Source organism: Streptomyces sp. NPDC002580 (assembly GCF_042889485.1).
GTDB lineage: Bacteria > Actinomycetota > Actinomycetes > Streptomycetales > Streptomycetaceae > Streptomyces.
Map to the genome: position 1 here is coordinate 69833 of NZ_JBIAQZ010000014.1, position 21361 is coordinate 91193.

A 21361-nucleotide genomic window follows, 5' to 3' on the forward strand; every position below is an offset into this window, starting at 1 on the left:
CATGCCCAGAGCCTGGGCCCCACAGACAAGGAGCGGTGTTGAAACTCGGGCAGCAAGAGATGCGCAGCCGGTTCGAGGGCGAGCGGGCCGTCCGGCTGGCCACTGTCGACGAGCGCGGGCGCGCCCATGTCGTGCCCGTCATCTTCGTGGTCGACGGCGACACCTTCTACTCACCGACCGACAAGCCGAAAAGCGGCAATCCGCGGCCCAAGCGGCTGCGCAACCTCGACCGCGACCAACGGGCCACGGTCCTGGCCGACTGCTACGACGAGGACTGGCTGAAGGCGTGGTGGGTACGGCTGCGCGGCGCCGCCCGGGTCATCGACGAGGGCCCGGAGCGCACGCGTGCGCTGGGCCTGCTGGACCGCAAGTACGAGTCGTTCGACGGCCCCCGCTACCTCCAGGACGGCGGACCCGTGGTGGCCATCGACATCGAGGACTGGCTCGGCTGGGCGTACAGCGAGCGATCCGCGGAAGCCGGCCGACGGCGCCCGTGGCGCGACCGGTCATGGCTGCGGTCCAGCCGTGCTTGACCGGTGCTGAAGACGGCTTTGCTCCGCTTTGGCGGACACCGTCGGTGTGGTGGTCAGGCCGCGAGTGCGGTCCCGTGTTCGGCGGGACCGCGGTGGCCGAGGCTGCTGTGCAGTCGGTGCAGGTTGTACCAGCCCTCGATGAAGTCGAAGATCGCGGTGCGGGCGGCGGCCCGGCTGGGCCAGGGGCGGGTGTCGAGCAACTCCCGTTCGATGGTGGCGAAGAACGGTTCAGCAAGCGCGTTGTCCCAGCACCGACCGGTGCGACCGACGGGCAGGCGGACTCTGAACTCCCCTGCCGGAGTGGCGAATCGCTGGCTGGTGTACTGACAGCCGCGGTCCGAACGAAAGACCACCGGACGCCTGGGGCGACGCCGACGGCAGGCGGACCTGAGAGCGTCGGCGACCAGGTCGGTCCACAGGCGGTCGGCGGTGGACCAGCCGACCACGCGGCACGAGGCGATGTCGATGACGGTGGCCAGAGGCTCGGGTGCGTGTTCTGCCCCTGCCCAACGGCTTCGTGCGCTTCGCCGTGCACCGGGCACACACGACATGACCGGTGTGCGTGCGGCCGTCAGGGCGCCGGCGGCCACCGCGCCGACGGCCCCTACGACGACCGAAGGAGACCTCCTCGGACGGAGACTCTCCACGACATGGAGGCCGGGAGCATGACGGCTGTGCCACCGCGTGGGCTCGAAGAGCGGCGGGGGGACACTTGCAAGAGACTGGACAACGACATCGATCTCCGGGTCGCCTCGGCGGGTGGTCCGGGCGGTGCCCACCTCAACCCGCTCTCGTTCTTCTGGGACGGGACCGCCATCCTCATCTCGACCCCGCGCGGTTCCGTGGCCGGTCGCAACCTGCCGGCGGACGGCCGGGTACGCGTCGGCCCCGGCCCGACGCGCGACGTCGTGATCGTCGACGGCGACACGGAGCCGGTGGACGTCACCGAACTCGGCGGGACGGCCGACGCCTTCGCGGCCGGGACCGGGTTCGACCCGCGCGAACCCGACCAGCCCTCCCCGTACTTCCGCGTACGGCCCCGGCGCATCCCAGGCCCGGCGGGAGGCCGACGCACTGGCCGGACGCACGCTGATGAGCGACGGCGTCCGGCTCGGCTGAGCACCCGGGAGGAATCCCGGAGGAACCCCTTCCCCCGAGGCACGTGGTCGGCCGGTCACCCGCGTGAGCGGCCGACGGCTTTTCGGAGTCCAGTCGTTCTTGACCAGGGTTGCGGATGACGTTGTCAGGCTGTGGGGGAGAAGCCATCTGAATTCTGGAAGGGCGAACATGACGTCAATCGAGGTTCCGGTCCTGATCGTGGGCGGCGGCGGGTGCGGCCTGTCCGCCTCCGTCTTTCTCTCTGACCAGGGCGTCGACCACCTGCTGGTGGAGCGGCACGCGGACACGTCGAGGGTGCCGAAGGCGCACTACCTCAATCAGCGCACGATGGAGATCTTCCGCCAGCACGGGATCCGCGATGACGTCCTCGCGGAGGCGGCGCCGCTGGACAAGTTCGGCAAGGTGCGCTGGGCGACCACGTTCGCCGGTGACGGCCCGCTCGACGCTCGCCGGATCCATGAGATGGACGCCTTCGGCGGGGGCGAACTGACGGAGCGCTACGGGGCGGCCGGGCCGGAACTGCCCTCGAAGCTGCCGCAGATGTGGCTGGAGCCGATCCTGCGTCGTCACGCGGAGCAGCGCAGTCCGGGGCGGATCCTCTTCAGCCACGAGGTGATCGACTTCTCCGACGAGGGCGACCACGTCGTCGCCGAGGTGCGCAACGTCGAGACCGGCGAGGTCATCACGGTCAAGGCGCAGTACCTCCTCGGCGCCGACGGCGGCCGCTTCGTCGGCTCCAAGGTCGGCATCGAGATGCAGGGCCCGCCCAGCAACGTCAACACGACGACCGTGTACTTCTCCGCGGACCTGTCGCAGTGGTGGGAGGAGGGCACGCTCATCACGCACTACCTCAGCCCGGAGGACCCCGACCTCTCCGTCAACCTCATCGAGATGGGTCCGAGCTGGGGCAAGGCCTGCGAGCAGTGGGGCCTGCACATGGCCCCCGGCCCGGCCGGCCGCTGGGACAACGAGACGGTCGTCGACCGCATCCGTGAAGTGCTGAAGGTGCCGGATCTGGAAGTGACCGTGCACAAGGTCACGGACTGGATCGTGAACGCGATCCTCGCCGACAGGTACCGGGTCGGCCGGGTGCTGATCGCGGGCGACGCCGCGCACAAGCAGCCGCCCGCCGTGGGCCTGGGCCTCAACACCGGCATCCAGGACGCGCACAACATCGCCTGGAAGCTGGCTGCGGTACTGAACGGCAGCGCGCCCGAGAGCCTGATCGACACCTACGAGGCCGAGCGCCGGCCCGTGGGCCGCGAGAACGTCGACTGGGCGGTCTCCGCCGCTCAGCACCACCAGGTGGTCATCGACGCCATCGGCGGCGGCCACAACATCCCGGCGGGGCGCCGCGGGCAGCGTCTGGCGGCGTACTTCGACCCGTCGCCGCTCGGCGACACCGTGCGGGCGCGGGCCCTGGAGATATTCGACACCCACCGCGGCGGCTGCCAGTCGTTCGAGATGGAGGTCGGCTTCGCCTACGAGGAGGGAGCGGTCGTCCCCGACGGCACCGAGCGCCCGGCCCGCGTCCCCATGCGCGACGAGCACACGCCGACGTCGCGCCCCGGCCACCGGCTGCCGCACGCCTGGATCACCCGGGACGGCGAGCGCCTGTCCACCCTCGACCTGACGGGCAGGACCGGCTTCACACTGATCACCGGCCCGGAGGGGACGGCGTGGAGCGAGGCGGCCGCGCGCGTGGCGGAGAAGTTCTCCGTCCAGGTCAACGCGGTCCGCATCGGCGACGGCGCCGAGTACGCCGACGTGGACGGCGGTTGGGAGGCCGTCCGGCAGATCACCGGTGCCGGTGCGCTCCTGGTCCGTCCCGACCAGCACGTGGCCTGGCGCAGCACCGGCGCCGGCGAGGACGCGGAGCAGGCGCTGACGGAGGTCTTCGCCACGATCCTGGACCGCTGATGCGGTCAGGGATCCGATCAGGATCCGATCAGAGATCCGGTCAGCGATCCGAGCGCTGACCGGATCTTCCGGGGCCGCGACGAGGACCGCCGCTTCCGCGACGCGGAACGGGCAGGACGAGAAGGGCCGTGCCTGGGCACGGCCCTTCTCGTCCTGCCCGTAAGCCGGCGCACGCATGCCGAATCCGCTGGAGTGATCACTTCGGGATCACTCCAGCGGATCGGGGCTCACACCCCGGCTGCGACCGAGCCGGCTGCCGCAGCCTTCTTCACGACGGGGAGGATCTGGTCGACGGCCCTGCGCGAGGTCATCATGCAGACACCGACGCCCACGCCGTCGTACAGCGCACCGCAGACCGCGAGTCCGGGCTGGGTCGCCACGGCCTCACGGATCCGCCGCACCCGGTCCACGTGGCCGACGGTGTACTGCGGCAGGGCGCTCTCCCAGCGGCTCACGCGGGACGCCACCGGGACACCGGTCACGCCGGTGGCCTCGGCGAGCTCGGCCGTCGCCAGCGCGACCAGGTCGGCGTCGTCGAGCTGGAGCAGGTGCTCCTCGCCGAACCGTCCGAGCGAGCAGCGCACGATCTCCGTCTCGCCCGCCAGGTGCGGCCACTTCACCGTGGTGAACGTGACCTCCTTGACGGCCTTCCCCTCCTCCGCCGGCACCCGGTAGCCGGCGTAGCCGCGGCCCGAGAGCCCGCCGGGGAAGGCCGTGCGCGGGTAGGCGAGCGTCACCATGGCCACGCTGGAGTACGGCACCTCGGAGAGCGCCGAGGCGGCGGAGGACGTACCCGGGACCCCGGCGAGCAGGCTGCCCGTCGGGCCGGCCGGGGTGGCGATGATGACCGCGTCGGCGTCGATGACCTCCGAGTCGGCGGCCGACCCCACGGTCACCTGCCAGCGGTCACCCTTGGGTGTCAGGCCCCGGACGGGGGTCCCGGTGCGCAGGGCCGTGTCCGGCGCGGCGTCCAGCACCTGCCGGACGATCGCGGCGGGCAGCGTGCCGAAGCCGCCCTCGAGGGTGGCGACGCTCACCGGCGGGGGCTTCTCGCCCTCTTGGAGGTGCGGCACCAGCGAGCCGGCCGCGTCCGCCAGCGAGATGTGATCGCGGGACGCCCTCGCCAGCGGGGTCAGGGTGGCTTCGAACGAGAGGTCCGAGGCACGCCCGGCGAACACACCGGCGAGGAACGGCTCGACGAGGCGGTCCACGACCTCCTGGCCGAACCGCCCGCCGACGAAGGACGCGACCGAGATGTCGCCCTTCAGGTCGAACGAGGGCAGCACGAGGTCCTGCTGCGCCCGCTCCACGCCCTCGGCGGACAGCACCCCGGACCGGGCGAGGTCGTCGATGTCACAGGGCACACCCATGAACTGACGGTCGGGCTGGTGCCTGATCGTGCCCCCGGTCCAGATCGCCGACGCGGTGACGGGGCCCGCCGACATGATCTGCTCGCCGAGTCCCGCCTCCTTGATCAGACCGGTGGTCTTCTTGCGGTTGGCGTACAGCGACTCGGCGCCCTCGTCGACCGCGACTCCTGCCACGTCGGAGACCAGCAGCTTTCCGCCCAGCCGGGACGAGGCCTCGAGGAGCGTCACGCGCACCGGCTCGTTCCGCAGGTGGAACGCCGCCGCCAGTCCCGAGATCCCGCCACCGACGATGACCACGTGGGGCTTGCCGCCCGCCCGGGCCTGTTCGCTCCCAGTCATTCCACCAGCTCCTTCATGGTTACGGTGTCGTAAGGCCCCTACGGCCGGCGCCGAGACAGGCCGTGGGCAGTCTCGCCGAGCGCCCCGGACCCCGGGTGGAGGGCGCCTTGAAGGCGGGCCGATCTTTCGCGACTGCCCGCCGGTCCGCTGTTCGACCGCGGGATTTCGGCATTTGAACAGGGTGGCTCGACGGCACCATCGGAGACGCCCGGGCATTTGCGTTTCGTACCGTGAACGTATTGATTCATTGCTTAAAAACCGGGCGCAGGATGTTCCGCTCACCGCCTTGGCGTATCCGGCGAATTTGCGTTCCGGGGGCGTTGGGACCTGGACCTCACGAAAGGGAAAAACGTGCCGCTCGAGAAGGTCGCGCTCATCACGGGCGCCAACAAGGGCATCGGATTCGCCATTGCGCGGCAACTCGGCGAGCAGGGGATCACCGTTCTCGTCGGCGCCCGGGACGAGGTGCTCGGCAAGCAGGCCGCCGACGCGCTGGCGGACGACGGCGTCACGGCCGTGCCGCTCCGGCTCGACGTGAGGGACCCGGCCTCCGTGAGGGAGGCGGCCCGCGAGATCGAGCGGCGGCTGGGGCGCCTGGACATCCTGGTGAACAACGCCGGCATCGCGGGCGGCTTCACCGGGACGCCCAGCGAGGCGACCGCCGTCGACCTGCGGGAGGTCTTCGAGACCAATGTGTTCGGGGTGGTCACCGTGACCCACACGATGCTGCCGCTGCTGCGCCGTTCCCCGGCCGGCCGCATCGTCAACCTGTCCAGTCACGTGGGCTCGCTGACCCTGGCCTCGGCTCCGAGCGGCCCTCTGGCGGGCCTCAACATGATCGCCTACCAGTCCTCGAAGACCGCCCTGAACGCGGTGACGCTCGCCTACGCGAAGGAGCTGCGGGAGACCCCGATCAAGGTCAACGCGGCGCTCCCCGGAGTGGTGGCGACCGACATCAACCAGAACCGCGGGTTCCGGTCACCCGCCGAGGGCGCGGAGATCGCCGTCCGGCTCGCCACGCTGGACGAGGCAGGCCCGTCGGGCCAGTGCCTGTCCGACGACGGCCCCGTTCCGTGGTAGCGCGCAACGCCACCACCTCGCGAGGGACCCCGGCCGCTCGCGGCCATCACACCTGACAGCCGGGCCGGTCAAGGCCCGGCGGGCACACAACATGGAGGCAGACAGTGGCAGTTGCTAAGACGATCCTGGTGACGGGCGGCACCGGCCGGCAGGGCGGGGCGGTCGCCCGCGAGCTGCTGCGGCGCGGTTTCTCCGTGCGCGCCCTGGTCCGCGACCCGCAGAAGGCCCAGGCACGGGCGCTGGAGGAGGCGGGCGCGGTCCTGGTCCGCGGTGACATGGACGACGAGGCGTCGCTGGCGGCGGCGACGGAGGGTGTGTACGGGGTCTTCAGCGTGCAGACCTTCCGGGGCGCAGGCGGCGTCGAGGCCGAGATCCGCCAGGGCAGGGCGGTGGCCGACGCCGCGGTGCGGGCCGGCGTGAAGCACTTCGTCTACAGCTCGGTCGGCGGTGCGGACCGGGACACCCGCGTCCCGCACTTCGAGAGCAAGCTGGTGGGCGAGCAGTACCTGGCGACGCTCGACCTGCCGACCACGGTGCTGCGGCCGGCGATGTTCCACGACATCCTCCTGGACATCGCCCCGCGCGCGAGGCAGGGCGAGCTCGTCCTGGCCATGTGGCTCCACCCCGAGACCTCGGTGCAGATCATGGCGACGAGCGACATCGGCGCCTTCGCCGCGGACGCCTTCGAGAACCCGCAGGAATGGATCGGCCGGACGGTCGACATCGCCAGCGACGAGCTGACCGGGCCGCAGATGGCCGCGGCGTTCGAGGCCGTCTCCGGCATCCCGACCCGCTTCCAGCAGCTGCCCATCGAGCCGCTGCGCGCGGGTCGCCCGGACCTGGCCAACATGTTCGACTGGTTCGAGCGTGACGGTTTCCGGGCCGACCTGACCGAACTGCGCAGGAACAGGCCGAACCTGGTCTCCGTGGAGGCGTGGCTGAAGGACAACTGGACCGCCCCGGCGGTCGCGGCCCGCGGCTGACGCCCGAGCCGGCCGTGGTGGACGCCGGGGCTCAGACGAAGATCGGGTTCCGGGTCCGGGTGCGCTTGAGCTCGAAGAACCCGTCGGTCTCGGCCACCGCGAGCACGCCGTCCCACAGCTTCACCGCGGCCTCCCCCCGCGGGGAGGGCGTCACCACGGGTCCGAAGAAGGCCACGTCCCCCACGGCGATGACGGGGGTGCCCACATCGGGGCCGACGCGGGCGATGGCGTCGTGGTGCGAAGCACGCACCGCGCCGTCGAACGCGTCGGACCCGGCCGCGTCGGCCAGGGCGCGATCGAGGCCCGAGGCGGCCAGGGCCGCCTCGTAGGTGGCCCGCTCCTTGGGCGCCTTCTCGAGGTGGAAGCGGGTGCCGAGTTCGGTGTAGAGCCGGCGCAGCGCCCCGGGTCCGTACGTGTGCTCGGCGGCGGCGCAGACCCGTACCGGCTCCATGCGCAGGGCCAGGTCACGGTGCCAGCGCTCGTCCAGGTCCGCACGTCCCTCGTTGAGCAGCGTCAGGCTCATGATGTGCCAGCGGATCTCCAGGGGCCGCCGCTCCGCGACCTCGAGGACCCACCGGGATGTCATCCACGCCCAGGGGCAGGTCGGGTCGAACCAGAAATCCACCGGGGTCGGGGTGTCGCGGGCCAACGTCGGCCTCCTCAAGGCGATGGCGAGTTCGCGGTCGGCACAGCCTGACAAGCGGGGTCGGATTCCCGGTCGAGTGTTAGTAGAGGTGGGCTCCGTTCAAACGCGAGAATTCCCCGGTTGAACATTCTTGTCAATGACATGAGAAACTTGGCCGGTTGCAGCGGAAAGAAGCGTCGACTTATCGTCCGGAATCCGAGATAAAGACACTCTGAGGGGAAAGCGATGCCCGCATCGGCCGAGGTCCGCGACCAGTCGGATTCCTACGCGCTGCTCGAATTGATTCAGGGTGCCGTCATCACCCAGGCGATCTCCGTCGCAGCCCGGCTCGGCATCGCCGACGTGCTCGCCGACGCGCCGCTGTCCGCCGAGGACATCGCACGGCGGGTCGAAGCCGACCCGCGGGCGACCCACCGGATCCTGCGCGCGCTGTCCGGCCACGGAGTCTTCGCGGTCCGTCCGGACGGGCGGTACGAGAACACGGCGCTGTCCGACAAACTCCGCGAGGACGCCCAGGACTCGATGCGGAAGTTCGCCCAGCTGATGAGCCACCCCCTGCTGCACGAGGAGTGGGGCCACCTGCTCACCACCGTGCAGACCGGCGAGGCCAACCTGCCCAAGCTGCGCGGCATGAGCACGCTGGACTTCTTCCACGCGAACCACGCCTACGCCGCCGCGTTCTTCCAGGCGTTCGGCAAGGTCTCGGAGTCCGAGACCGACCCGGTCCTGGCCGCCTACGACTTCTCCGGGTTCCACACCGTCGTGGACGTCATCGGCGGCCGCGGCCACCTCCTGGCGGGGGTCCTCCAGCAGGCACCGAACGCCAAGGGCGTGCTGTACGACTTCGAGATCGCGACCGTGGACTCGGCCTCGCTCTTCGAGGAGGCCGGCGTCGCGGACCGCTGCACCGTCGAGCACGGCGGCTACCTCGGCAAGCTGCCCAAGGGCGGTGATGCGTACCTGTTCAAGCGCATCATCCACAACTTCTCCGAGGAAGACGCTCTGACCGCCCTGCGCAACGCACACGAGGCGATCGGCCCCGACGGCAAGCTGCTCTGCATCGAGTACGTGCTCCCCGAGAACAACGAGCGCCACATCGGCCACACCATCGACCTCTGGCTGATGCTGATGATCGGTTCCCAGGACCGCACCCTCGCGCAGTACACCGAGCTGTTCGCCAGGGCGGGCTTCAGGATCAGCAGGGTGATCCCCACCGCGTCACCGATCTCGATCATCGAGGCGATCCCGGTCTGACGGCCCTGCCCGGCGTCATCTCACCTTCCAACGCACCGCTATCACACAGGAGAACTCCCGATGGCTCAACGGATGGGCAACCCCTCCCTGGTCGTTCCCGGCGCACTGCAGCCCCTGCTCGACCTGTCCGAGGTCATCGGCAAGGTCGGCGTGGAGCAGTCGACCCTCGACTTCATCCGGCTGCGCGTCGCCGCACTCAACGGCCGGGTCTACACCTTCCCGGCCGAGCCCGCCGACAAGCGCCTGCTGCTGGTGGACACGTGGCGGACCGAGCCCTCCTTCACCGACGCCGAGCGCGCCGCCCTGGAACTGGCCGAGGCCGTCACCCTGCAGACCGACGCCCAAAGCGCGCCGTCGGACGAGGTCTGGGCGAACGCCTCCAAGCACTACACCGACGTGCAACTCGGCGCCCTGGTCATGCACATCAGTCTGGTCAACTTCTGGAACAGGGTGAACGTCGCCACCCACCAGGACGACGCGGTCTGGCGCTGAGGAAGAGGAGACACCACCGTGCTGAAGCTCATCAACGCCGGCCTCGGCCGGACCGGCACGACCTCACTCCAGGTGGCCCTGGAGCGGCTCGGCCTCGGGCCCTGCTTCCACATGTTCGAGATCATCGACGACGAAGAGCGCCTCGCCCGGTGGGAGCGGATCATCTGCGACGGCGAGCGCCCCGACTGGGCCGCGCTCTACGACGGCTACACCTCCGCGGTGGACGGCCCCTCCACCGTCTACTACCGGCAGATCAGCGAGGCGCTCCCCGGGACCAGGGTGGTCCTCACCGTGCGCGACGCCGAGGACTGGTACAAGAGCACCCACGACACGCTGTACCAGTTCGCGCTGCGGACCATGGAGCACCCGCCCGAGCCGGGCTCCCGCCAGGCCCGGCTGTTCCGCGTCGTCAACGCCCTGGTCTGGGAGGGCCTCTTCGACGGCCGGTTCTCGGACAAGGACCACGCCATCGAGGTCTACCACCGGCACAACCAGGACGTCGTACGCGCACTCGGCGCGGACAACGTCCTCGTGTACGACGTGAAGCAGGGGTGGGAGCCGCTGTGCGCGTTCCTCGGGGTGGAGATCCCCGACGAGGAGTTCCCGCGCGCCAACAGCTCCGAGGAGATGCGCCGGCGGATAGCCCAGGCAGCCGGCGCCGGCCCGGTCCCTGCCCCTTGAGTCGGAGAGTCCCCGCATCACGACCAGAACGGCAGCCGGCGTCCTCGGACACCGGCTGCCGTTCTGGGGTCCTGAGCGCGCCCCGTGGGCCCGCGCCGATCACCGGCGCGGGCTCACGGCATTATGTGGGTGTGGTGGCCGCCCGCGTGCAGATGGACGGCCGGCGACACCACGAGGGGCCGCACCATGTGCTGCTCGTGCTCCAGCATGTGGCAGTGGTGGACGCCCCTGCCCACCACGGGGAACCGGACCGCCACGGTGACCAGTTCGCCCACCGCGGCGTTCGGCGTGAGCTGGCCCGCAGTACCCACCCGGATGACGTCCTTCTCTCCGAGCTCGTGCGCTTCCAGCACCCCCGCGGCCTTGAACGCGATGGGCCTGGCCGAGCCGCGGGTGGCCCGGTCGAACCCGGTGATGTCGTAGTTCTCGCGGGACAGCACCTGGAAGTGCGACAGATGGATGTGCATGGGGTGCGGGGACGCGGCGAGGTTGAGGTACTTCCAGACCTCCACGCTGCCGAGCGCGGCGGTGAACGTCCTGCCGTCGTCGTACGCCATCGCCGTCCTGCGCAGCGTTGTGACGGTGCCCTCGGCGTCCCGGACCTGGACGGTCCCGGGGGAGGGGAACGTGATCCCCGCAGGATCGACCTCCTCCATCTCCCACAGCTCGGGAATGTTCGTCGAGCCGGGACCGACCACGACCACCCATCGGGAGGCGACGTCGTGGGGCAGGTCGTGGTGGGTGAGCCGCTTGAACGTGGGCGAGACGACCTTTGGCAGCACAAACCCCTTGGACGACCCCCGGTCCGCGACGCGGAACTGCATCACGTCGGGCTCCAGCAGGTCGTTGGGCTTGTCCGAGGCACCGGGCGCGATGCCCTCCAGCGTGTTGACCAGCTTCAGGGCCCGCCCCCGGAACGCACCGAAGTCGATCAGCACGTCGGCGCGCTCGCCGGGGGAGAGGTTGAGCGCCCCCTCGACGGCCAGCGGCTTGTCGATCAGGCCCTGGTCGGTCCCGATCACCCGCAGCGCACCCGGGACGGGCCGACCGTCCGACAGCAGCATCAGCCGGTACATCCGGGAGTTCGCGGCGTTGACGATCCGGAACCGGTACCAGCGCGGCGCGACCTCCAGGTACGGCCAGACCACCCCGTTGACCAGGGTGTAGGGGGCCGCGTGGGTACGCATGAGCCGCTGCGGGCCGACCATCTCCACCTTGTGGACCAACCGGCCGACGAGGGCACCGGACTCGTCCACGTCGAAGTTGCGGTCGCTGAGGAACAGCGGCACGTCACGGGCGCCGTCGGGCAGACCGAGCGCCTCCTCCTCCTCGTTGCGGGAGAGGAACAGGCCCGCGAGCCCGGCGTAGACGCTGAAGCGGCTCACGTGGTGGGTGTGGTCGTGGTACCAGAGCGTGGTCGCGGCCTGGTTGTTCGGATAGGCCGACAACTGCACGTCGCCCGGACCTATGAGGTTCTCCATCCAGCCGTCGTTGCCGCCGCCGGTCAGCATGCCGTGCAGGTGCACCGCGGCCCACGGCGCCAGGTCCGACACGCCGGGGACCACCTGGGTCCCCGCCGTGCCGGGGTAGTTGGAGAGCGGGTCGGGCGAGCGGCCCGTGGCCGAGCCGAAGTCGACGGCCGTGACGGGGAGGTCGCCCGTCAGCCGGTTCTCCCAGACGATCCGCAGCGGACGGCCGCTGACCGTCCTGATCGTCGGGCCCGGGTAGACGCCCTCGTACGTCCACATCGTCACCGGCGGCATCTCCGAATGCACGGTGACGTCGGCGGTGCGCATACGGACGGTCAGCTCGTCATGGTCGCCGCGCTCGCGAGGGCGCAGCACCGGCGGGACCCGCAGCGGATCCCTGAACTTCGTCAGCTTCAGCTCGGGCGCCGTCGGCTCGGGCCCGCCGGCCGTCACGGCGGCCGCGCCGTCCGACCTGAAGAAGGGGGTGGCGGTCACCAGGGCGCCCAGCCCGGTCATGGCGCCGTAACGCAGCAGCGTGCGCCGGTCCGGCCCGGACGGCTCGAATGTTTCGGAGGCTGTGGGATCCATTCGCCCGAAGGTAGGGGCGGCCGCTCTCGTCGAACTCGAACCCTGCTCCAGGACGTGTCTTTCCGGCAGGGCCCGGCGCCGCTGGACGGCCCTGCCACCGGCAGGGCCGTCCGGGGGGCGGATCTCAGACCGCCACAGGCTCGGTGTCCCGGTTGATGAGCGTCGCGTAGTGGCCACCGCGCAGGAGCAGTTCGTCGTGGGTGCCGCGCTCCAGGACCCGGCCCCGGTCCAGCACGATGATCTCGTCGGCGTTGCGGACGGTCGACAGCCGGTGGGCGACCGTGATGGTGGTACGGCCCACGCTGGCCGCGTCGATGGCCTTCTGCACGGCCTGCTCGGTGTGGGCGTCCAGGGCGCTGGTGGCCTCGTCGAGCACCAGGATCGGCGGGTCGCGCAGGATGGTGCGGGCGATCGCCAGCCGCTGCTTCTCGCCGCCGGAGAACCGGTACCCGCGCTCGCCGACCACCGTGTCGTAGCCGTCGGGCAGCAGCATCAGATAGTCGTGGATGTGGGCGATCCGTGCCGCCGCGAACAGCTCCTCGTCCGTCGCGTCGGGCTTGGCGAACCGCAGGTTGTCCGCGACCGTGGCGTGGAACAGGTAGGTCTCCTGGGCGACGACGCCGACCGCGGCCGTGAGCGTGTCGAAGGACAGGTCGCGTACGTCGACCCCGTCGATCGTGACGGAACCGGACGTGACGTCGTACAGCCGCGGGATGAGGTAGCTGAGCGTGGTCTTTCCCGAGCCGGTCTCTCCGACGATCGCGAGGCTGCGACCCGCGGGGACGATCACGTCGACACCGGCCAGCGTGGGCCGCTCCGTTCCCGCATAGGAGAAGCCGATCCCCCGCATGCGCACCTCCCCCCGCAAGGCGGCCGGCTCGATGGGCCGCTCGGGCTCGGCGATGTCGACGGGCAGATCGAGGTACTCGAAGATGCGGCCGAACAGCTCGAGAGAGCCCTGGATCTCGATCCCGACGGTCAGCAGCCGCTGCGCCGGGCGGAACAGGCTCTGCTGGAGGGACGTGAACGCGACCAGGGAGCCGATGGAGATGGCCATGTGGCCGTTGCTCGAGGTCAGCCCCGAGACCCAGTAGATCATCGCCGGCATGGAGGCTATGACGATCCAGATCGTGGACTGGTACCACAGACCCGCGGTGGTGACGCGCACCTCGACGGCGGTGAGCTTGCGCGACTGCCGGGCGAAGTCGTCGGTCAGGGAGTGCGAACGGCCCATGGTGTGGCTGAGCAGGATCCCGCTGATCGACAGCGACTCCTGCATGGTCGAGGACAGCTCGGCGAGCTGCCTCTGCCGGTCACGGGTGATGTTCCGCCGCTGGTTCCCGACGCGACGGCTCACCAGGGCGAACGCCGGAAGCATGAGCATGGACGCGAACGTCAACCGCCAGTCGAGCAGGAACATGGCGGTGGTCGCGGCGATGACGACCGTGACGTCGGACAGCAGCGCCGTGGCGGTGGTCGTGATGGTGGCCTGCATCCCGCCGATGTCGTTGGAGATGCGCGACTGCACCTCGCCGGTACGGGTGCGGGCGAAGAAGGCCAGCGACATCCGCTGGAGGTGGGAGTACACCGCCGTGCGCAGGTCGTGCATGACGAGCTGGCCCACCGTGGCCGACACGTGCGTCTGCCAGACATTGAACGAGCTGGTGGTGACCGACACCATGATCATGCCGAGGGAGAGCAGGGACAGCAGCCCCAGCCTGTCCTGCGGCAGCGCCGTGTCCATGATCTCGCGGATCAGGAACGGGTTGACGAGGGCGACCAAGGAGGAGCCCGCGACCAGCAACACGACGGACAGCAACTGCCTGCGGTACGGGCGGAACAGCCCGAGGATGCGTCGCAACTGGCCGTCTTTCAACAGTGCCTGGGGACGCGTGGTGCCCGAGCCGGCGCTGCTCACCCTGGCCTCCTTCTCTTGTTGGTCAGTTCCAGTCGACGAAACGCGGGACGGCCGCGGAGTCGAAGCCGCCAGGGCCCCGCGCCGCAACGAGAGCCGTGGACACGGGCAGGTGCCGCGGCGTGGTCACCAGATCCAGGTCGTGCCTATCCCAGCTGCCTGACCAGGGCCGTCCATTGGGCGAGCTCCGCATCCGACAGCGGTGGCACGCACGGCTGTTCGGCAGGCAGGGCGGCGGATTCCTTCCACGCGCATGGGGGACCCATGCCGCTCCACGCAAACCCCGTCCACATCAGGCTCTCGCTCAATGTCTTCCATAGAAATCGCATAGCGGAACTGGGCCCCGCGCCCATATCGATCTCCGTTCGTAGGGGAACCGCCCCAGGTCATCGTGTGCAACGGTGCTCAACCCGGCGTCGGGACCGGGTCGAGTTCCGCTGGAGGACGGGCGCCTCAGCGCGCGGCCAGCAGTCCGCGGCTGCGCAGCACCCGGCGCTCCAGCGGACTGAAGAACAGCAGGTCGACGGCGACGCCGACGGCGAAGATCAGGATGATGCCGAGCAGCACACCCGGCATGTCGGAGAACTCCCGCTGGTTCTGCAGGTAGCGGCCGAGGCCGATCCCCAGATCGGGGGAGGAGGCGATGAGCTCGGCGGCCATCAGCGACCGCCAGGAGAACGCCCAGCCCTGCTTCAGACCGGCCAGGTACCCGGGCAGGGCGGCGGGCAGCAGCACGTGCCGGGCGCCGCGCAGACCGTTCGCGCCGAGCGTACGGCCGGCCCGCAGGAACAGCGGCGGCACCTGGTCGACCCCGGCGATCAGGCCGTTGGCGATCGAGGGCGCCGCACCCAGCAGAATCACGGCGTACATGGCCGAGTTGTTGATGCCGAGCCAGATGACGGCGGCCGGCACCCAGGCGACCGAAGGCAGCGACTGCAGGCCCGTCAGCACCGGCCCGAGGGCGGCCCGTATCGGCTTGACCCGGACGACGATCAGGCCGATCGGCGTACCGATCGCGACGGCCGCCACGAAGCCCGTGACGCCGCGCCAGAGGCTGGTCCAGATGACGGAGAACAGGGTGCCGTCGCTCCACAGGAGCGTGAGCGCGTGCCACACGTCGGCCGGACTCGACAGCTTCTCGGGGCTGGCCAGGTGCAGGCTGTAGGCGAGCTGCCAGAGACCGACGACCAGCACGACGCCCAGGACCGGCGGCAGCACTTTCGCCCTCAGCACCTGGCGATACGAGGCGCGCTGCGCGTGGCCGGTCTCCAGCGCGTCCAGGCCGGCCCTCAGCGTGTCCAGGCCGGCGCCCGCGCCGTCGTGGCGGGCGGCGCGGCCGCTCACCGCGGGCCGGGTGTCAGTGCTGGACATGGCGGCGTATCTCCCCACGCAGGTGCTCGGTGATTTCGACGGACAGCGCCGCGACCTCGGCGGATTCGCCCCGCAGCGAATGCGGCAGGTCCACACGCCACTCCCGGGCGATCCGGCCGGGCCGGGACGACAGCAGGACGACGCGCTGGGCCAGGCGCACGGCCTCTCTGACGTTGTGGGTGACGAACAGGACGGTGAGCTTGCGCTCGGTCCAGATCCGGGTGATCTCCTCGTGCAGGACGTCCCGGGTGATGGCGTCGAGTGCGGCGAACGGCTCGTCCATCAGCAGGACGGTGCTGCCCTGGGCGAGCGCGCGCGCCAAGGCCACGCGCTGGCGCATACCGCCGGAGAGCTCGTGCACCCGCTTGCGGTACGCGCCGCCCAGGCGGACCAGCTCCAGCAGCCGCTCGGCCTCGGGCCTGCGGTTCTCGCGCTCCACGCCCGCCAGGCGCAGCGCCAGCTCGATGTTGCGACCCGCGCTCAGCCACGGGAACAGCGCGTGGTCCTGGAACATCAGCGACGGCCGGGTGCCGGGTACCTCGATGGTTCCGGCGCTGGGCTCGTCGAGCCCCGCCACCAGGTTCAACAGGGTGGATTTGCCGCAGCCGGAAGCGCCGAGCAGGGTGACGAACTCGCCCGGGGCCACGTCCAGGTCGATGTCGTCGAGCACAACGGAGTCCGCACCGGGGCGGCCGAAGGCCTTGGAGACGTGCGAGAGCCGGACCGCTGGGCAGTCGTCCGTGGTCTCGACGACGGGGACGTACTTCGGGACGGCCAGTGCCGTGGTCATCAGTTTTCCTTCGTGGATACCCCGGCCTTCAGGCCGGGGAGGAAACGAAGCTCCTGCGGAGCAGGGCAGGGAGAGGCGAATCGCCTCCTGGGCGATTTGGCGTCTGCAGTCACTCGCCGACATCCGCTGCTCACACGGGAACTGATAGATTGTGAGGCGTGCCGCAGCAGGTCAAGCGGGCGTTCAAGTACCGCTTCTACCCCACAAACGAGCAGGCGGCTGAGCTGTCGCGCACGTTCGGCTGTGTCCGCCTCGTGTACAACAAGGCGCTGGAGGAGCGCACGCGGGCCTGGTACGGCGAGCAGCGCCGGATCTCCTACGCGCAGTCGTCGGCCGCACTGACGCAGTGGAAGAAGACCGAGGAACTGGCCTTCCTGTCGGAGGTTTCCTCCGTCCCGCTGCAGCAGGCGCTGCGTCATCTGCAGACGGCGTTCGGGAGCTTCTTTGCCAAGCGGGCCAAGTACCCTCGGTACAAGAGCCGGAAGAAGTCGAGGGCGTCGGCCGAGTACACCCGCAGTGCCTTCAATTGGCGTGACGGGAAGTTGATGCTGGCGAAGATGGCGCAGCCACTGGACATCCGCTGGTCGCGTCCGCTGCCCGAGGGCACAGAGCCGACCACGGCGACCGTGTCCCGCGACGCGGCCGGCCGCTGGTTCGTGTCCCTGCTGTGCGAGGACACCATCATCGCCGTGCCCGCCGCCACGGCGGCGGTCGGTATCGACGCCGGGATCACCTCCCTCGTGACCTTGTCCACCGGCGAGAAGATCGCCAACCCCCGGCACGAGCGGCGTGACCGCGCCCGCCTGGCCCGTGCGCAGCGTGAGCTGTCGCGGAAGGCCAAGGGCTCGGCCAACCGGGAGAAGGCCCGGCGCAAGGTCGCCAAGGTCCATGCGCGGATCGCCGACCGGCGCCGTGACTTCCTGCACAAGCTGTCCACTCGGCTCGTCCGTGAGAACCAAACGGTCGTGATCGAGGACCTGACCGTCCGCAACCTGCTGAAGAACGGCAAGCTCGCGCGCGCCGTCTCGGATGCGTCGTGGACGGAACTGCGCTCCATGCTGGAGTACAAATGCGCCTGGTACGGGCGCGAACTCGTCGTGATCGACCGCTGGTTCCCCAGCAGCAAGCTGTGCGGGGGCTGCGGAACGGTCCGCGAGAAGCTGCCGCTGAACGTCCGCGAGTGGACGTGCGGCTGCGGCGTGGTGCACGACCGCGACGTGAACGCGGCACGCAACATCCTGGCCGCCGGGCTGGCGGCTTCTGCCTGTGGAGACGGTGTAAGACCTCAACGGGAGTCCTCCCGGACGGGGCAGTCGTCGGCGAAGCAGGAAACCCAGCGGGCGACCGCTGGAATCCCCCGCCTTTAGGCGGGGAGGAAGTCAATGCGGAACCTCCTGCGGGCGTGGACGGGGGCACTGCGCGGAGCTACGGGGTGCGGGTCGTCACTCGACGCCGAGCCCGGCGTCCGCCACGGCGGGCCGGCCCGCCGCCGTGAGTACCTTGTTGAGCAGGGTCAGGTCGACGATCCCGGAGAGTTCGGGCTCATCGAGCAGGCCCGCGGCGACCGCGTGGTCGGCCCCGGCCTGCAGGGTGCCGGCCAGCGGGTCGTCGATGAAGTCGATGCTTGCCCACGCGGGGTCCAGGATGGCGGGCGGCAGCGCATTGCCCGTGTCGGCCTTGATCCGCAGGTTGGCGTCGGCCTTCGCCTTCTTTGGGTCGGCCTTGATGAAGGCGTTGGCCGCCAGCGAGCCGCGCAGCACGGCCTCGACCACGTCGGGGTGCGCGGTCAGGAACTTCTGCGAGACGATGATGTCGGTGGTCGCGAACTTGCCGTCCGGCCACAGCGACTTCTCGTCCAGCAGGACCTTCGCGCCGAGCGTGACCAGTCTGGAGGCGGTCGGCTCGGGCACCCAGGCGCCGTCGATGGAACCGGACTTGTACGCCTCCGGCACCACCTTGTTCTCCGTACGGAGCACGCTGACGTCGCCCGCGCCGGAGGCCGCGTCCACCTTGTAGCCCTTGTCCGCCAGATAGTTGAGCAGGGCGACGTCCTGGGTACCGCCCAGCTGCGGGGTGGCGAGCTTCTTGCCCCGCAGGTCGTCCAGCGAGCTGATCCTCGCCGGGTTGACCACCAGCTTGACACCGCCGGAGGCCGCGCCGCCGATGACCCGCAGGGACGTGCCGTGCGACTTGACGTAGCCGTTGATCGCCGAGTTCGGGCCGATCCAGCCGATGTCGATCGAACCGGCGTTGAGCGCCTCGATCTCGGCTGGACCGGCGTTGAAGAACTGGGACTTGATCCGGGTCGACCCCAGCTCCTTCTGGAACAGGCCGTCCTGCAGGCCCACCAGGGCGGTCCCGTGCGTGAGGTTCGGGAAGTAACCGATCTTCACGGTGTCGGCGGAGAGCTTCGCACCCGAGGCGCCCTCGGTCCGCTTCGCCGGGGCTGTCTCGGCACTGGCGCCGTAGCCGCAGCCCGACAGCAGTCCGGCAGCCGCGGTCACCGCTACGGCCGCCATGGCCACGTGTCCGATCGTCCGATACTGCATCAGACCCAGTCCTCCTCGGTGGTTGCTTCGGCTGCGCGCCGTACGGTCTCGAAGGGGTCATCGGCCATGCCGGCCGCGAGGGTGGTGCCGTCGGCCGGGTCGATCAGCAGGAACGAGCCCGTCCGGCGGTTGTCGGCGTAGGGGTCGAGCGCGAGCGGTTCGGCCGTGCGCAGCACGACGTGGCCGATGTCGTTGACCTGCAGACCCTCGGTACCGGGGCGCCGTTCGAGCGTGCTGATGTCGATCCGGTACGAGATGTCCTCGACCACGGCGCGCACGGTGCGGGTGGTGTGCTTGAGCAGGACCCTGGCGCCGACGTGCAGGGGGCGCTCGTTGAGGTGGCAGACGCTGGCCTCGATGTCCTTGGTGGGCGCCCCGGCCGTGCCCCCGGCCGCGATCAGGTCGCCGCGCGAGACGTCGACGTCGTCGGTGAGCCGGACGGTGACGGACTGGGACGCCCAGGCGACGTCCGTCTGCGTGCCGAGCGCGTCGATGGCCGCGACGGCAGTGGTGTGGCCGGAGGGCAGGACGGTGACGGCGTCCCCGACCCGCAGCACGCCGGAGGCGATCTGGCCGGCGTAGCCCCGGTAGTCGAGGTGCTCGGCGGTCTGCGGGCGGATCACGTACTGGACCGGTAGGCGGGCGGGCTCCTGTCGCGGGTCGCTGCCGACCGGGACGCTCTCCAGGTGCTCCAGCAGGGTCCGGCCGCCGTACCAGTCCATGGTGGGGGAGTGCTCGACGACGTTGTCGCCGGCCAGCGCGGAGAGCGGGATCGCCACGACGTTCCTGACCCCGAGCGTGGCGGCGTACGAGGTGAACTCCTCGGCGATCGCGGCGAACACGGACTCCTCGTAGCCGACGAGGTCCATCTTGTTGACGGCCAGGACCACGTGCGGGACGCGCAGCAGGGCGGCGACCGCGGTGTGCCGGCGGGTCTGCTCGACCATGCCGTTGCGGGCGTCGACGAGTACGACGGCGAGGTCGGCGGTGGAGGCGCCGGTGACCATGTTGCGGGTGTACTGCACGTGCCCGGGGGTGTCGGCGAGGATGAACCGGCGGCGGGCGGTGGCGAAGTAGCGGTAGGCGACGTCGATGGTGATGCCCTGCTCGCGCTCGGCCCGCAGGCCGTCGGTGAGCAGCGCGAGGTCGGGGGTGTCCTGGCCGCGGCTCGCCGAGACGCGCTCGACCGCCTCCAACTGGTCGGTGAGCACCGACTTGGAGTCGTGCAGCAGGCGGCCGACCAGGGTGGACTTGCCGTCGTCGACGGAACCCGCGGTGGCGAAGCGCAGCAGCGTGGTGGCGCCGAGCTGCTCGGTGGTGGTGGTCATGTCTAGAAGTACCCCTCGCGCTTGCGGTCTTCCATCGCGGCCTCGGACAGCTTGTCGTCGGCCCGGGTCGCGCCCCGCTCGGTGAGGCGGGAGACGGCGATCTCGGCGATCACCGCGTCGAGCGTGGCGGCGTCGGAGTCGACGGCGCCGGTGCAGGACATGTCGCCCACGGTGCGGTAGCGGACGAGCCGTCTCTCGACCCTCTCGCCGTCCTTCGGGCCGCCCCACTCGCCGGCGGTCAGCCACATGCCGCCCCGTAGGAAGACGTTCCGTTCGTGGGCGAAGTAGATCTCCGGCAGTTCGATCTTCTCGCGGGCGATGTACTGCCACACGTCCAGCTCGGTCCAGTTGGACAGCGGGAAGACGCGCACGTGCTCGCCCGGCGCGTGGCGGCCGTTGTAGAGCTGCCACAGCTCGGGGCGCTGGCGGCGCGGGTCCCACTGGGAGAATTCGTCGCGCAGGGAGAAGACGCGCTCCTTGGCGCGGGCCTTCTCCTCGTCGCGGCGGCCGCCGCCGAAGACGGCGTCGAACCTGTGCTGCTGGATCGCCTCGGTCAGCGGGACGGTCTGCAGCGGGTTGCGGGTGCCGTCGGGACGCTCCTTGAGCTTGCCGGCGTCGATGTAGTCCTGGACCGAGGCCACGTGCAGGCGCAGGTTGTGCTGCGCCACCGTGCGGTCCCGGTAGTCGATGGCCTCGCGGAAGTTGTGCCCGGTGTCGACGTGCAGCAGCACGAACGGCACCGGTGCGGGTGCGAACGCCTTGAGCGCCAGGTGCAGCATGACGATCGAGTCCTTGCCGCCGGAGAAGAGGATCACCGGCTTCTCGAACTCGCCCGCCACCTCGCGGAAGATGTGGACCGCCTCGGACTCCAGCGAGTCCAGGTGCGTCAGCGCGAAGGGGTTCCCCGACGCCTCGATCAGGCGATGGGTCATGG

At 70.3% G+C, this 21361-nt stretch carries 18 protein-coding genes; 8 read left to right on the top strand and 10 right to left on the bottom strand.

Annotation, left to right across the window (positions count from 1 at the left end):
* Positions 1–38: 38 nt before the first annotated feature.
* Positions 39–533, top strand: a complete 495-nt coding sequence (locus ACFYW7_RS34010) for a pyridoxamine 5'-phosphate oxidase family protein (RefSeq protein WP_389509572.1) — start codon at positions 39–41, stop codon at positions 531–533.
* Positions 534–586: 53 nt separating this feature from the next.
* On the opposite strand, the gene ACFYW7_RS34015 is transcribed toward ACFYW7_RS34010, so the two are convergent.
* Positions 587–1822, bottom strand: coding sequence for a DDE-type integrase/transposase/recombinase (locus ACFYW7_RS34015; protein ID WP_389509574.1), 1236 nt, complete (start codon positions 1820–1822; stop codon positions 587–589).
* On the opposite strand from ACFYW7_RS34015, the gene ACFYW7_RS34020 reads away from it, so the two are divergent.
* Positions 1821–3572: an FAD-dependent monooxygenase gene (locus ACFYW7_RS34020; protein ID WP_389509576.1), complete on the top strand. Its 1752-nt coding sequence runs from the start codon at positions 1821–1823 to the stop codon at positions 3570–3572. The genes ACFYW7_RS34015 and ACFYW7_RS34020 overlap by 2 nt on opposite strands.
* Before the next feature lie 227 nt (positions 3573–3799).
* Here the strand turns inward: ACFYW7_RS34020 and hemG are convergent, their stop codons facing one another.
* Positions 3800–5281, bottom strand: coding sequence for a protoporphyrinogen oxidase (gene hemG / locus ACFYW7_RS34025; protein WP_389509578.1), 1482 nt, complete (start codon positions 5279–5281; stop codon positions 3800–3802).
* A gap of 351 nt (positions 5282–5632) precedes the next feature.
* On the opposite strand from hemG, the gene ACFYW7_RS34030 reads away from it, so the two are divergent.
* Both ACFYW7_RS34030 and ACFYW7_RS34035 read left to right on the top strand, forming a co-directional pair.
* Positions 5633–6361, top strand: coding sequence for an SDR family oxidoreductase (locus tag ACFYW7_RS34030; RefSeq protein WP_389509580.1), 729 nt, complete (start codon positions 5633–5635; stop codon positions 6359–6361).
* Positions 6362–6465: 104 nt separating this feature from the next.
* Positions 6466–7344, top strand: a complete 879-nt coding sequence (locus ACFYW7_RS34035; RefSeq protein WP_389509582.1) for an NmrA/HSCARG family protein — start codon at positions 6466–6468, stop codon at positions 7342–7344.
* 31 nt (positions 7345–7375) lie between these two features.
* Here ACFYW7_RS34035 and ACFYW7_RS34040 read toward each other — a convergent pair whose 3' ends face one another.
* Positions 7376–7993, bottom strand: a complete 618-nt coding sequence (locus ACFYW7_RS34040; protein ID WP_389509585.1) for a DsbA family protein — start codon at positions 7991–7993, stop codon at positions 7376–7378.
* Positions 7994–8215: 222 nt separating this feature from the next.
* Here ACFYW7_RS34040 and ACFYW7_RS34045 point away from each other — a divergent pair, with 222 nt between their 5' ends.
* The 3 genes from ACFYW7_RS34045 to ACFYW7_RS34055 are packed head-to-tail and all read left to right on the top strand — an operon-like array spanning position 8216 to position 10417.
* On the top strand, positions 8216–9244 hold the full coding sequence (locus ACFYW7_RS34045) for a methyltransferase (RefSeq protein ID WP_389509587.1): 1029 nt from the start codon (positions 8216–8218) through the stop codon (positions 9242–9244).
* A gap of 60 nt (positions 9245–9304) precedes the next feature.
* Entirely contained in the window at positions 9305–9736 is a 432-nt protein-coding gene (locus ACFYW7_RS34050; protein WP_389509589.1) for a carboxymuconolactone decarboxylase family protein, read from the top strand.
* A gap of 18 nt (positions 9737–9754) precedes the next feature.
* On the top strand, positions 9755–10417 hold the full coding sequence (locus tag ACFYW7_RS34055; protein WP_389509592.1) for a sulfotransferase family protein: 663 nt from the start codon (positions 9755–9757) through the stop codon (positions 10415–10417).
* A gap of 113 nt (positions 10418–10530) precedes the next feature.
* Here the strand turns inward: ACFYW7_RS34055 and ACFYW7_RS34060 are convergent, their stop codons facing one another.
* The 4 genes from ACFYW7_RS34060 to ACFYW7_RS34075 form a co-directional block, all read right to left on the bottom strand.
* Complete coding sequence (locus ACFYW7_RS34060) at positions 10531–12474, bottom strand: multicopper oxidase family protein (RefSeq protein ID WP_389509594.1); 1944 nt, start codon at positions 12472–12474, stop codon at positions 10531–10533.
* 124 nt (positions 12475–12598) lie between these two features.
* Complete coding sequence (locus ACFYW7_RS34065; RefSeq protein WP_389509596.1) at positions 12599–14392, bottom strand: ABC transporter ATP-binding protein; 1794 nt, start codon at positions 14390–14392, stop codon at positions 12599–12601.
* A gap of 450 nt (positions 14393–14842) precedes the next feature.
* Positions 14843–15760 carry an ABC transporter permease gene (locus ACFYW7_RS34070; protein WP_389509598.1) on the bottom strand — a complete coding sequence of 306 codons (918 nt, stop codon included), beginning with the start codon at positions 15758–15760 and terminating at the stop codon, positions 14843–14845.
* Positions 15747–16550, bottom strand: a complete 804-nt coding sequence (locus tag ACFYW7_RS34075) for an ABC transporter ATP-binding protein (protein WP_389509600.1) — start codon at positions 16548–16550, stop codon at positions 15747–15749. Before ACFYW7_RS34075 ends, ACFYW7_RS34070 begins: the two co-directional genes overlap by 14 nt.
* Before the next feature lie 158 nt (positions 16551–16708).
* Here ACFYW7_RS34075 and ACFYW7_RS34080 point away from each other — a divergent pair, with 158 nt between their 5' ends.
* Positions 16709–17917 (top strand): RNA-guided endonuclease InsQ/TnpB family protein, encoded by a 1209-nt coding sequence (locus tag ACFYW7_RS34080; protein WP_389509602.1) that lies wholly within the window; start codon positions 16709–16711, stop codon positions 17915–17917.
* Positions 17918–17992: 75 nt separating this feature from the next.
* On the opposite strand, the gene ACFYW7_RS34085 is transcribed toward ACFYW7_RS34080, so the two are convergent.
* The 3 genes from ACFYW7_RS34085 to cysD are packed head-to-tail and all read right to left on the bottom strand — an operon-like array spanning position 17993 to position 21359.
* Positions 17993–19099, bottom strand: a complete 1107-nt coding sequence (locus ACFYW7_RS34085) for an aliphatic sulfonate ABC transporter substrate-binding protein (protein WP_389509604.1) — start codon at positions 19097–19099, stop codon at positions 17993–17995.
* Positions 19099–20427: a sulfate adenylyltransferase subunit 1 gene (locus ACFYW7_RS34090; protein WP_389509605.1), complete on the bottom strand. Its 1329-nt coding sequence runs from the start codon at positions 20425–20427 to the stop codon at positions 19099–19101. The genes ACFYW7_RS34085 and ACFYW7_RS34090 overlap by 1 nt, the downstream gene beginning before the upstream one ends.
* A gap of 2 nt (positions 20428–20429) precedes the next feature.
* The gene (cysD, locus tag ACFYW7_RS34095; protein ID WP_389509752.1) at positions 20430–21359 is read right to left on the bottom strand and encodes a sulfate adenylyltransferase subunit CysD; all 930 of its coding nucleotides are present in this window, start codon (positions 21357–21359) and stop codon (positions 20430–20432) included.
* Between the last annotated feature and the right edge of the window lie 2 nt (positions 21360–21361).

What these genes read in the sequence shown, in the direction of transcription:
- ACFYW7_RS34070 (WP_389509598.1), bottom strand. Translation starts at nt 15,760, where the DNA reads ATGTCCAGCACTGACACCCGGCCCGCGGTGAGCGGCCGCGCCGCCCGC.
- cysD (WP_389509752.1), bottom strand. Translation starts at nt 21,359, where the DNA reads ATGACCCATCGCCTGATCGAGGCGTCGGGGAACCCCTTCGCGCTGACG.
- ACFYW7_RS34015 (WP_389509574.1), bottom strand. Translation starts at nt 1,822, where the DNA reads ATGTTCGCCCTTCCAGAATTCAGATGGCTTCTCCCCCACAGCCTGACA.
- hemG (WP_389509578.1), bottom strand. Translation starts at nt 5,281, where the DNA reads ATGACTGGGAGCGAACAGGCCCGGGCGGGCGGCAAGCCCCACGTGGTC.
- ACFYW7_RS34085 (WP_389509604.1), bottom strand. Translation starts at nt 19,099, where the DNA reads ATGCAGTATCGGACGATCGGACACGTGGCCATGGCGGCCGTAGCGGTG.
- ACFYW7_RS34020 (WP_389509576.1), top strand. Translation starts at nt 1,821, where the DNA reads ATGACGTCAATCGAGGTTCCGGTCCTGATCGTGGGCGGCGGCGGGTGC.
- ACFYW7_RS34075 (WP_389509600.1), bottom strand. Translation starts at nt 16,550, where the DNA reads ATGACCACGGCACTGGCCGTCCCGAAGTACGTCCCCGTCGTCGAGACC.
- ACFYW7_RS34060 (WP_389509594.1), bottom strand. Translation starts at nt 12,474, where the DNA reads ATGGATCCCACAGCCTCCGAAACATTCGAGCCGTCCGGGCCGGACCGG.
- ACFYW7_RS34045 (WP_389509587.1), top strand. Translation starts at nt 8,216, where the DNA reads ATGCCCGCATCGGCCGAGGTCCGCGACCAGTCGGATTCCTACGCGCTG.
- ACFYW7_RS34050 (WP_389509589.1), top strand. Translation starts at nt 9,305, where the DNA reads ATGGCTCAACGGATGGGCAACCCCTCCCTGGTCGTTCCCGGCGCACTG.
- ACFYW7_RS34090 (WP_389509605.1), bottom strand. Translation starts at nt 20,427, where the DNA reads ATGACCACCACCACCGAGCAGCTCGGCGCCACCACGCTGCTGCGCTTC.